The 12,052-nt window shown below is 62.5% G+C and carries 8 protein-coding genes; all 8 read right to left on the bottom strand.

What is annotated here, in order from left to right; all coding sequences use genetic code 11:
- Window positions 1-34 precede the first annotated feature (34 nt).
- The 8 genes from G1C94_RS07385 to G1C94_RS07350 all read right to left on the bottom strand — a co-directional run bounded on the left by G1C94_RS07385 (window position 35) and on the right by G1C94_RS07350 (window position 12,009).
- On the bottom strand, window positions 35-286 hold the full coding sequence (locus G1C94_RS07385) for a hypothetical protein (RefSeq protein WP_172147046.1): 252 nt from the start codon (window positions 284-286) through the stop codon (window positions 35-37).
- A 162-nt stretch (window positions 287-448) separates the two neighbouring features.
- Window positions 449-670, bottom strand: a complete 222-nt coding sequence (locus tag G1C94_RS07380) for a hypothetical protein (protein WP_172147045.1) — start codon at window positions 668-670, stop codon at window positions 449-451.
- Between the two features lie 10 nt (window positions 671-680).
- Window positions 681-1,517, bottom strand: a complete 837-nt coding sequence (locus G1C94_RS07375) for a hypothetical protein (RefSeq protein ID WP_172147044.1) — start codon at window positions 1,515-1,517, stop codon at window positions 681-683.
- Window positions 1,518-1,591: 74 nt separating this feature from the next.
- Window positions 1,592-3,802 (bottom strand): hypothetical protein, encoded by a 2,211-nt coding sequence (locus G1C94_RS07370; RefSeq protein WP_172147042.1) that lies wholly within the window; start codon window positions 3,800-3,802, stop codon window positions 1,592-1,594.
- 32 nt (window positions 3,803-3,834) lie between these two features.
- Window positions 3,835-5,055 (bottom strand): hypothetical protein, encoded by a 1,221-nt coding sequence (locus G1C94_RS07365; RefSeq protein ID WP_172147040.1) that lies wholly within the window; start codon window positions 5,053-5,055, stop codon window positions 3,835-3,837.
- Window positions 5,052-5,966 carry a hypothetical protein gene (locus G1C94_RS07695; protein WP_216656942.1) on the bottom strand — a complete coding sequence of 305 codons (915 nt, stop codon included), beginning with the start codon at window positions 5,964-5,966 and terminating at the stop codon, window positions 5,052-5,054. Before G1C94_RS07695 ends, G1C94_RS07365 begins: the two co-directional genes overlap by 4 nt.
- Before the next feature lie 14 nt (window positions 5,967-5,980).
- Window positions 5,981-6,871, bottom strand: a complete 891-nt coding sequence (locus tag G1C94_RS07355) for a hypothetical protein (protein ID WP_172147038.1) — start codon at window positions 6,869-6,871, stop codon at window positions 5,981-5,983.
- Entirely contained in the window at window positions 6,868-12,009 is a 5,142-nt protein-coding gene (locus tag G1C94_RS07350; RefSeq protein ID WP_172147036.1) for a hypothetical protein, read from the bottom strand. The genes G1C94_RS07355 and G1C94_RS07350 overlap by 4 nt, the downstream gene beginning before the upstream one ends.
- Window positions 12,010-12,052: the final 43 nt, after the last annotated feature.

The raw sequence follows: 12,052 nt of genomic DNA, 5'->3' as shown, positions 1-12,052 counted from the left end.
CGACCGGCTGATCGATGATGGTTCTCATACTCCCTCACTTTCCGTCGTCGTAGTATTCGCCCTGGAAATTGCCGTCGGTATCGATGACGATGAGGCGGCAGGGCGTGGTGATCTGGTTGCCGTTGATATCCGTGTCCGCGTCCTTCGACTGGATGACGAAGGACGGCAGGTCTTGGTAAAGCGTCGAGACGCCGGCCTCGATGCGGTTGAGTTCGGCGGCGGTGATCGGCGTGCCGCCGCCGCTGCCGTTCTTCCACGCGGTCGGCGTGTATGACCTTGAGGCCATGGTTCCTCCTTTGTCGGAGAATCGTCAGGCGGCGAGATAGGTGCCGGAAACGTTGAAGCTGACCTCGCCGGTATACGCCAGCGCGCGTTTCAGCGTGATCGTCCGGTCACCATTCACGCGCAATATCGTGAAGTTCGAGCCGCCGAAGCCGTCCGTCGCGCATTATGCGCGCCGGTAGAGCTTCGGTCGGCTGATGCTGGCCGGCAGGGTGGCGATGGTGATTTCGGTGTTCGCGGCGACCGAGCTGGCCGGCGTGAGCTTTTCCACGTTGATTTCCACCACGTTGCCGACCTGCCGCGCCCAACCAGTCAGGCTGGACACTGCTGTGGACGGCGTGAGCGCCACCCAGCCGGTGTCAATCGGAGTGATTGTCGTCCTGCTCATTCCTTCCTCCTTACTGCCCGTCCTCGTAGACGACGCCCGTGGCCGGCCCCATGATGATGCACGGGGTCACGGGCGGACTGGTCAAAGCGCCCTGAGTGGCCTCGTAGAAGACCGGCAGCCCCCGATAAGTCAGGGTGCCGTCAGCCGCGACCTGAAAACCCGAGCCGGGCTTGACCACACCGGCGAGCGTGCTTGTCGCCACGGTGGGCGTGAGCGTGCCGTCTCCGGCCACCTTCAGCCCCGTGCCGGGCTTGACCACGCCGGTCGCGCTGCTGGTGGCGACGGGCGGCGTGTAGGTGAGCGTGCCGTCGGTCGCGACCGTCATGTGCGCGCCGGGTTTGACCATTCCGGCGACCGTGCTCGTGGCGATGTCGCCGCCCGCGTTCGGGTCCGTGCCGTTGTTGTCGGTATCGCCGTCGAACCAGTCCAGCCCGTAGGTGTCCTGAAGCAGTTGGAAGTCGGCCTTGGTGAACACGCCGTACTTCGTCCACTCGCACGGTTGGCTGTTTGACGGGGCGTGTAGCCGCACTTCCACGGAGGAAACGCCGGCTGGAACAGTGAACGGCAGCACGTAGGTTTTCAACCCGTCATAATCGGCGGACGCCAGCACAGTGTTGTTGTTCATGACGGTTAGGACGCGGTTCTCGCTGAACCCGCTCCCCCAATTGGCGCTCAACGTGCAAACCATCACATACTCGCCAGCCGTCAAGCCCGGCTGGCCGACCACCGCATAACCGTCTGTCTTAGCCGAAACGACACCGACCGTCCTGCGGTCGGAATGCATGTCGATCGTCACCTCGTCTGGCGCGACGACCTCGCCGAGCCATCCCAGATTCGTCGCTATCATTCCCCGCCCCCCGTTTCGTTCGTGCCCGTTTCAATCCGGGCGGTTTCGTTTCCGTCGGCCATAATCGGCTCCTTTCATTCCATCGGGATCATCAACGCGTTCAGATCGACCCACATGATGTTCTTCTTGCGTTGCGGATTGTAGATTTTGACATCGCGCGAGTTCGCCTCGACGTACGCGATGACGTATCCGACGGTGTTCGTGTCGGTGAACTTCGCGGCCACGGGCCAGTCGCGGTCGTCATTCACCGTGCTGATGAACGTATTGCCGGTTTCCAACCCACCGCTGGCACCATCCGAATACCATTTGGTCCCGTCGATGATCCGCTGGTCGCCGAGATTGTCCTGATTGTCCAATGCGACTCGTCCCCGGAAGCAGAGCATTCCGCCTCGCGCGGCCGCCATAATGTCCCGCGTGTGCGAGCAGTTCACCAGATAATTGTTGATGTTGCGCCATCCGTTCGTCCAGTTGCCGCCCGACACGACATACATGCCGGCGTAACCAGCCGAGCTTTTGTTGCTTTGGATGATGCCGGTGGATTCGATGGCCGCGCCCTTGACCGTGCTGCCGGAGGTGAGGTCGCCCATCATGCTGACGGCACCGGTGGTCGCGTCGATTCGGAACGTCGTGCTGCCCGACTTGTTGTAGGCCGTGAACGCCGAACTGTTCATTTTGATCCCGGACTTTTGGCTGCTTGTGGTTTGGACGGTCGCGCCGGTGATTGTGCCGCCCGTGATGTTCATGGCGCTCAGGGTGCCGTTCGACAGGACCGACCCGGTGGTGCGCAACGTGCCCGTACTGGCCTCGATGGTGGTGTTCGCTTTGCCGTCCGACCCGTAGGCGACGACGCCGCCGCTGGTGATCTTCACGCCACGGCTCGCCGTGCTGGAGGTTTGTATCGTGCCGCCCGTGACGGTCGTGCCGCTGATCGTGCCGCCGGACATGACCGGCCCCTTGAGCGTCAGGCTCCCGTCGGAGGTGAGCGCCGTCATCGTCGCCTTGCCGTCCGACCCGTACAGGGCGATGCCCGTGTCGTTGACGACCAGCCGTCCGTTGGACGTGCGGAAGACCCCGCCCTGGATGGTCTTGCCGTACAACGCGGTCGCGTTGATCTTGTCGGCGGTGATCGCGTTCGCCGCGATCTTGTCGGCGTTCACGGACTTGGCCGCGAGCTTGTCGGCGGTGATCGCGTTCGCCACGATCTTGTCGGACGTGACCGCGTTCGCCGCGATCTTGTCCGCGTTCACGGACTTGGCCGCGAGCTTGTCCGCCACAATCGCGTTCGCCACGATCTTGTCGGACGTGACCGACCCGGCCAGCAGCTTGTCCGCGTTCACGCAGCCCGCCGCGAGGTTGCCGGCCACGATCGATTGGGCCGCGATCAGGCCGCCCGTGATCGTGCCGGACGCGATGATGTTGCCGGCGACCAGGTTGAACTCGTTGAACCGCGTGCCATCCCACATCAGCACCTGCACGACGCGCGAGGAGACCGGCACCAGTTCGCTCGCGCTCTTGTACGGTTTGCCAACCCATTTCGTGTAGAAGTCGGCCAGCAGCGAAGCGCTCGTATGCGGGCCGTCCGCCCACCGCGTCCAGTACGGCGCGGTGCGATACCAGAGATCGCCGACCGCCAGCCCCTCGTGGTCGGGTTCGTCGGGCTGGCGGAAGATGCGGTTGCGCCCGTCGGCGGTCTTCTGCGCCATGTTCGCCGCCTCATACGCCTTATCGGTCTGCTCCTGCACGCCGGCGACCTTTTCCGTGTTCGCCTCGACCTGTTTCTTGGCGTCGGCCAAATCCTTGTCCGCCTGCGCGAGCGCCGTCTTGTTCGCCTCGACCTGCTTCTTGGCGTCGGCCAAATCCTTGTCCGCCTGCGCGAGCGCCGTCTTGTTCGCCTCGACCTGCTTGTTCGTCTCGGCCTGCTGCCGGTTGATCGCGTCCTGCGCGTCCTTGTTGTCGATGATGGTCTGGTTGGTCTGCGTCAGGTTGTTGTTGACCAGCGTGATCTGCGCCGCCGTGTCCGCCTTGGCCTGCGCGAGGATATTGGCCGCGCTGTTGTCCAGGTCCGCCTGGGAGACCTCCACGAAGGGCGAGTGGGTCCCGTTCGCGTCCACCTTGTCGATGCCGTAGGTCGCGTCGCCGCCGATGACCAGGCCGCCGTCCGCGTTGTCATACCACGCGCTGCCGGTGCGCCTCGTCTGCAACCCGCGCGCCGTGTCCAAAGCGGTCGTGGCCGTGCCCAATATCAGGTCCGCCGTGGACGGGTTGATCTCGCCATGAGTAGCCATGACTGTCCCTCCTTAAAAAAACAACCCCGCCGCTAGTAGACGGGGTCCTCGCAAATATCGAAGACGAGCTTGACCTTGCTGGTCTCGTCGCCGCTCATCTTCATCAACCGCAGCCGGTACACGTTGTTCGGCAGGTCCGGGAAGCCGACGATGGAGACCTTGAACACCTCGCCCGGCCAGAACCCGCCCAACGGGTGCAACGGCATGCCGCTCGCGTCCACGTCGTCCGCGTCGATCTCGCCCGTCACCTGCATCAACGGTCGGCTGTTCGCCTCGAGGCGCGAATGCGCGTGGCTTTTCAGCACGGCGTAATTCTTCACGTCCGAATCGGAGTACGTGGTCTCGTACAAGGGCCACGGGTCGTTCACCCGCGTGAGCGCCATGTCCTCGGCCAGATAGCACAGGGTCGCCTTGTCCGACCCGCTGCCGGTCGCGTACACCCTCTGCACGGGTGCCATGCGGTCCACGGTCAGGTTCTCCAACGTGCCGCCCTGCGGATGGTATTCCAATGCGTGCACGGTCTTCTGACCTAGGAACACGTCGCCGTCGCTGCCGGCCTCGAACCGCCAGCGCACATGCTGCGAATCCGCCAAGTACGGGCGGAACTGCATGTCCGGGCCGCCCTGCACGTTCGCCAGCTTCGTCAGCAGGTCCTTGCACGACTGGTTCTGCACGTCCCAATCCTGCCAGTCCGTCCGCTCATGCGAACCCTTCTCGCCCAGATAGGGCAGGTCGATGGGCAGCTGGCCGCCCGGCTTGCACGACGTGCACTGGCGGATCACCTCGCACGCGATCCCGCGCAACGACATGCCCTTCCATGCATACGACGCCTGGGCGGTATGGTCGCCGCCCGTGCCGAACCTGCCCTCGTGCGCCAGGAAGCGGTTCGCCAGCATGCTCATCATCGAATCGACCGGCACGCTCACGTCAAGCGGCGTGGACGAGCGCACGCCGAACGGGCCGCCCACCACGGGCGTGCCCAGGCTCGACGCATCGTCGCGCGCGGACTTCCAGAACATGATCAGCCCGCGCTTGCCGCACATCAACGACGAGGCCTTCGCGGCCGGGGTCGTCCCCGGAATCTGCGACCACGGCAGCTCAAGGCCGCCCACCTCGTCCTCGCCCACGCCCTTGTCCTTCGTCGTCGAGAACGAACTATCCGAAACCGTCATGCTCCATGTGAACGACGGGACATCGATCTCCTGCGCCAACTGGCCGCTGATCGTGTCGTACAGGAAACCACGCCACGTCATCGGAACACGCCCCGGTCGGTCACGGTCAGGTTCTGGATGCCGTACAAGGTCACGGGGGCCGTGTTCGCGGCGGGATTGCCCAGCACGTACACCTCGGCGGTATGCGTGCCCCTGTTGGCGATCACATCGTAATCGATGCCCTTGGTCTCCGCGAAACGCAAAACCCCGATCTCGTCGAAAGCTCCCTGAATCCACGAGGACGCCAGGTTCACGCCCGAATTGATGACCGAGCCGTCCACACGCAGCTGCACGAAATAGGAGGCCATGTTGCTGTTGTCCGAACCGCACGACGCGCGCGCCTTCCACTTGATGTTCACCGTGCGGTCGGTCTGCACGGTGAACCTCACGCTCACGCGCTTCTTCCACTGCTTGTCCTCCGGGATCTCGTACTGCTGGTTCACGTTCGCGGTAGCCAGCACGCCCACGCTCACCCCGTAGGGAATCGCATAGTCCGCGCTGTGCGGCGGGGTCGCCTTCTGCGTCGAGGTCGCCCCCGCCGGCAGCGTCATGTCCAGCAGGCGCACACACCCGGCAGGAGTGGACGGCGCGACCGGCGACGCCGAAGGCGTGCCCTGCGTCACACCGATCACCACCTGATTGTCCGCATCTCCCTGCGTCAGATCACGCGCCTTGATCCAAATCCTGTCCACACGCGGGTTCGACGGATCACCAGCAGACACAGCCGCCGTCGCCCCGCCACCGAAATACGCCTCCGTATACCCGTCGGCGCTGCCCCTGCTGCACACCGCCACACCGGCGGCGACATTGTACTTCAGGTCGGAACGCCCGCTCACACCCAAACCCGTCACGATGCCCACGGAAGCCCAATGCGACTGCAAAACCTTGCGATGCGTCAACGGATCAACGCCCTTGCCCGCCGAATCCGGCGCGATACCCAAAGCAGTAGTCATGATTCTTTTCTCCTTTACATGTACGTGTTATGACTGGTCACGGTCACCCAACCACTCCCAGCGGATTGCAAATTCACCGACAACGAACCACCAGCCGGCACCGTCGGGAAGCCGCGCGAACGCAGGTTCCGGGAAACGTCCAACCCGCCCATCGTGGCCGTGCGCGACCGGCAATCCAACACCAACGGCGTCGCGCCGACCGGCTGGCTGTAAACCAGACTCAACGTCGTGCCCGGGAACATCAGCGACACGTAACTGAACGACCCGCTGACCGTGAACACCGGATAGGCGCGCGAAGTCCCGTCATTGCGAATCGTGCCCACATTGCGAGCATCCGTGGCCGCCTTACCATACGTCAACGGATACTGCAGGCCAAGCTTGCCGTCACCGTAGCGCAAACCGTTATCGCCAGCGGACGCGGGATGCAACTGGAACCGCAGCGTGCTGTCGGACAGGATCTCGGGCCGTTCGCAGGTGACCGTCAATGTGTTGTCCTCAAGCCAGCCGTCATCGCCGTACCTGCCGGACGATTTCAGTATCGCCCGACCGGTGACGTAGCAGGCATAGCCCGCGTCGCGCAGCAGGAACTTGACCTTGCGGTGGGCGCAAACCCGTCGAATCTGCGTCAGCAGTCTGACCACACCCTGACGGTCATGAGCGCCGACGATGAAATGCAAGGTCACCACCCGCGCCGAATACATGATGTCGGCGACGGGGATGTCATGCGACCCGTCGCCCTGTCCTCGTTCGGTCATCGTGGTCTTGTCGTCCGGCATGTCGTACCAGCCCTCGACGCCTTCCGGCGCGATATACAGCACATCCTTGCTCGGGTCGGCGTTGCCGCCATCGAACGTGACCTTCAAACCGTCTGCGGACAGTTCCACCAGTTCAGGGAATACCGTCACCTGTACCTCCTTGCCTCGGCCAATGCGTTACGGTGCAGGATCGGCGCGGCCTCGTACAGGTCTTGGCTGCTCCTGACGATCTTCGTGTTGAACGTCTGGTTGACCGTCGTCCCCGCATTGGCACCAAGGGTGACATTCGGGTTCACCACGATGTCCCATGAATCCTTCAACGCCTGCACTCGACCACCGGTCGCGTACCGCATGGAACGTTGACGGTAGGCCGAACCGGCCACCTTCCCCGCTCCGGCCATGCGGCTGCGATACTTCTCCGGCAGGTCGCCATGCGTGTTCAGATAGTCGAAGAAGCCCTTGCCGTACTTGGCGTCCAGCTTCTTCAACGAGGAGGCTCGCAACACCGCCTCGCCGTTCGACACCCATGCCGGGATCGAATCGGACGTGCCGGTGCCCGGCCCGTAGATACGACCGCCATCCGCTTTCGTTAACGTTCCCAATTGGACATGTTCGCCGGTGGAGGTGTAGTTGGCGGTAATGGTGAAGCTCTTATCCGCAATCTGCATCCGCTGCAAAAGGCTGAGTTCGCCTACGGCGGCGGAGGCACCATTGGCGTTCACGCTGAAGTTCTTGTCTCCGACCGAAGACGAGTTGACTTCGTTGATGGAGGCCAGAGCCTGACCGTTATTGCCGATGATGTAACCCGTCTTGGTGTCGATGGTCCAGCCTTGGGTTTCCGCGAACTTCTGCCAGAACTCGCTGTTGTCACAGACCAGCTTGCCGGTTTTCGTGTCGATCGTCGCGCCGTTCGCCAACGCCAACGCGACCATGTACTGGTCGCTGTTCAACGTCAGCATGCCGGTTTTCGTGTCGATCGTCGCGCCGGTGGCCTGGGCTATCTTGTTCATCAGATCGGTGTTGTCGCCCTTGATTTGAACGGTCTTGCCGTCCTCAAGCGCGCTGGCTTTCAGATTCACACTGTCGAACACCTGCGATGCCTGGTCGTTCACGGTAAGGTTCATCTGCCATGTGCCGTCGGACAGTTGGTGGGCCTTCTTCTCCAGTTCGTCAACCGTCAGGACGACGGGCGTCCCATCGGCGGTAAACGCGACCTGATGTTTCTTATCGGAGAGCTGCCGGACGATGTTCTGCAATTGCGTCGCATCGGTCTTGCCCGACCAAATGGACTGCAACAGCAATTCCTTGGTCGCCTTGCGTCCTTTGTCGGGAAAGAGGAAAGCCATTGATTCGACCACATCGGCAAGGTTCTGCTGGGCTTGCAACGTCTGGGCGCTGACCTGAACCTCGATTTCCTTCGGTGTCATCAACAGGCTTGAGTTCAACCCGCTGACGGCATCCTCCGCGACGCCGGCGGTGCGCGCGGCGTCATCGAAGTTCGCGGACAGTTCCTTCTGCTTGGCGATCACCTCGGAAGTGCTCTTGCCCTGCGCGATCATCGCGGTCAGGTAATCGTTCGAGCTTGACGCCAGCGAGGTCAACGCATCGGAAGCGGTGCGCCCGGCCTCGGTCGTGAAATCGAAGTTCTTCGCCGTCGCATCCCAAACCTGCTGCCCCTGCTCGTGCAGCTCGTTCACGTTTTCCAGGCTTGACCTGACCTGATCCAACGTCTTGTAGTAGCTGGACGCGGCGGCGGTCGCGCGAATGTTCGCGCTCTGCTCGTCGCTGACCAGCGACGCGAGCTTCGACTTCACCGAAGTCAAACGCTCCGACTGTTCGGAAGCGGTCAGCAGGCCAGCGGAAACCGAGGAAAGATCCTCGCCCTCGTCGAGCAGGGATTGCACATAGTCCGAACGCTTGCCCTGACCATCAGCAATCGTCTGCAAGGTCTTGATCTGCTCTTTACGGTATTCCTTCAACTTGCCGGACAGGACACTGGCGGCGCTCTGCTCTTCGCTCAACCAGTGAGGATTGGAGGAGCTATTTTGCGTTTTCTGCAAACTGTCGAGCAGGTTGTCGTACTCCTTGGAAGAACCGGCAACTATCTTGGATACCTCGTCGGTGTTCAATCCGAGTTTCTTCACGGCATCGGAAGTTTTGTCGATATCAGTTCCGCCATTCCAGAACTTGTCCCACCCGTCACGGGAGCTTTCAAGATTCTCCTTGACCTTCGTGCCGAAGTTGTCAAGGCGATTCTGTAGTTCGTCCAGGCTCTTGGCTTGGGCGGACAGGGACATCGGGGTTGCCTTCGCGGCCTCGTTGAATCCCTCCACCCGCGACTGCGCGTTGGACACGTGCTGCTGGTAGGCGCTGAACGCCGTACCGGCGACGGCGAGGCCGGCTGTCAGGGCGATGCCCGCGGGGCCGCCGAACATGCCGAGCATGGTGGTTCCCGCATTGGTGGCGAACGTCTTCAACTTGCCCAACGCACTCGTCGCGGGCTGCACGCTGGAGGAAACACCGCCCAAGCCCTTCGCGGCGGTGACGGTGTTCGTTCCAAGCAGCACGGCTCCCTCGGCGGCAAGACGCGCCTGGGTGCCGGTCTTGGCGACGGACGTTGCGGCCTTCTCGCTTGCGGAGGCCATCTGGTTCATGCTTGCCACGGAACCGGTGAACAGGCCGGCCATGTTCCCGTAGGCCATGCTGTTGCCGGTCGCGGAAGCGAGCTTGCTGTTGCGTTCCAGTTGCGCCATGGCGGCCACGAGCTGGGTGATCTTTATCTTGGTGCCATCGACGGTGACGCCGAGCTGGCGCATCGTGTTCTGGTAGCGCATGGTGCTTTGTATGTTTTCCAAAGCGCCGGTCTTGAGCGCGGTCCATGCGGAACGCCCGGCGCGTCCGAACGTCACCCACAGGCCAAGCATCCCCTGCACCGAAGCGGGCAGTTTCGAGAACGCCTGGGACAGCGTGTTCGTGACGGACGCTATCGCCTGGATCGTCGGGGACACGGCTTTCAACGTGTTGGCGAACGTGCCGCCGAACGTCTTGGTCAGCTGGCCGGCCATGCTGATCAGCGAGCTGAACATCGGGGAGGCCTGCGCCAGCGCGGAGGTCATCGTCGTGAACCCGTCGCGCACGTTCGCGGAGAAATCACGGATGCCGCCGGACGTGCCGGACGCGAGCTTGCTGATGTTCGCCACGACGTTGCCGGTCAGGGTCCCGAAGTTCGAGAACACCTCGCTCACGTCGGAACGCATCTCGTTCGCGCTGGTGCCGATGGCCTTGAACGAATCGCGCATGCCCAGTTGGGCGTTATGCGCGCCCGTGACCCAGGCGTTCAACGTATCCTGGAACGCGACCGTATGCACGGCGCGGTCGGCTTTCGCCAATTCCTCGCTGAACTTCTGGATGCCGTTCTGGTTCTGCGCCAGCGTGCCGAACACGCCGGACAGGATGCCCTTCAGGGAGCCGATGGAACTGCCCAGATACCCGGACTGTTCCTTCACGCCCATGATGGCGGATTCCATCTTGGAGGAATCCCGCTCCATTTCGTCGGCCCATGCCGCGAACCATGACATGTTCTCGCTGACCCACTGGGTGAACTGCGGCAGATACTGTCCGCCGGACTTGCCCAACCGTGTGATCGACTGGACAAGCGCCTGCAAGCCGGGGTTCAGGTTGGTCACCGCGTCACGCGAATACGTGAGCATCGCATTGATGCGCTGGCCCTCGTCGGCCTGGCTGACGATATCGGCCATGCCCGCCGCGACCTTGCCTTCCTCGGCGCTGACCTTCGCCAGATTGGCCACGAAGTCATCGCCGAGCGCGCCGCTCATGTTCAGGATGGATGCCTTGGCCTCATCCCAGAACGCCTTGCCGACCTTGCTTTGCAACCCGTCGAAGATGGTGCCCGACTTGTCGAAATTGGCCGAAGCGGTCTTGACTGCGGAATACAGGCCGTAGAATCCAGCGGCGGCGGCACCCAACGCTGCCGGCATGGCATACGCGGCCTTGGACAGGCTCACGATGCTCTTGCCCAGACCGCCGACCGTGCCGGCCACGTTGATCGCGCCGGCACCGATATCGGACAGTATGGTGCCGACCAGCGCGACGCGCGGCACTTTCTTGTCCAACGTGTCGAACAGGTTCACGAGATTGCTGAAACTGTTCTCCACGCCCTTCAATCCGGTGGAGCCGGATGTCATGCCGTTGAGGATCTTGCCCATGTCGGTTCCCTTGAACCGGGCGAAGATGTCGATGGTGCGCGGGCGGGTGAAGTACGCGAGATGGGCGCGGGCGGCGGCGGTCTCCAAGTCCACGTCCATGTCGAGCTTGTCGTTCTTCTCACGGAACCGCTTGATCTTTTCCTCGGCGGACTTCATGGCGATGTCGAGTTCGACCTCGTACTTTGCGTCCGGGTCGAGCCTGACCTTTTCCGCCGCCATGCGCAGGCGGTTCGCCAATGATTCCTGTTCGAGCTTGATTTCGGCGGGGATGCTCAGACGTGTGTGTTCGAGCTTGCTGAGCCGCGCCTCGATGCGTTCGGCACCGTCCAGATAGAGCCGGACGCGGTTGTTCTCCTCGGCAACCTTCGCTTTCTTGCGGATGATCGCCTCGAGGTTGCCCATCGTCTTGGCGTAATCCTCTTTGGCAAGCTCGACGCGCACACGGGCGGGATCCTTGTCCACCATGTCCATGAGCTTGCGCAGGTTGGAGACCTGCGCGTTCGCGGCCTTCATGTCGAGCAGACTGCCCGACCCGAGAGGGTTCGTCTTGTACAGGGTGTCCTGCATGCCGCGCAGCACGTCGATGCGCTTGCCTATCTCGTCCTTGAGCAGGCTGGTCTGCTTGCGGGTGAGTTCGCCGCTTTTCCTCACCGCGTCGTCGTACTGCGTGACGCCTTTGAGGTTGCGGCCCCACGCCTTGTACATATCGGCCTTGGCGTTGGTCTTCGTCAGTTCGCGTTGGATGCGGTCGAGTTCGCCGAGGGTCTTGCGTGAATCGATCACATAGTCGGCGGTGATCTGCTTCTTCCCGTCCCACTGTTTGACGAGATTGCGGATCTGCGAATCGTCGGCGTGGAACTTGATCTCGACATCGGCGTCGCGGTTCTGCCATTCGCGCAGTGTGCTCTTCGCCAAAGCGTCGTCGGGGTCGAGGTTCACGGGAATCTCGATTTCCTCGCTCTTCAATCTGGCGAGTTTCGCGTTCAATTCCGCGAAGAACTTGTCGGTGACGGGTTTGATGTCGACGCCTACCGCGCCGGCGGAATACAAGCCTTCGGCCATCGGGCAACCCCCTCCAAGGGAAACGCCCCGAAACCGGCCATGC

The organism is Bifidobacterium panos (assembly GCF_012932445.1).
Lineage (GTDB): Bacteria > Actinomycetota > Actinomycetes > Actinomycetales > Bifidobacteriaceae > Bifidobacterium > Bifidobacterium panos.
This window is presented reverse-complemented; position numbering and strand designations above follow the sequence as displayed.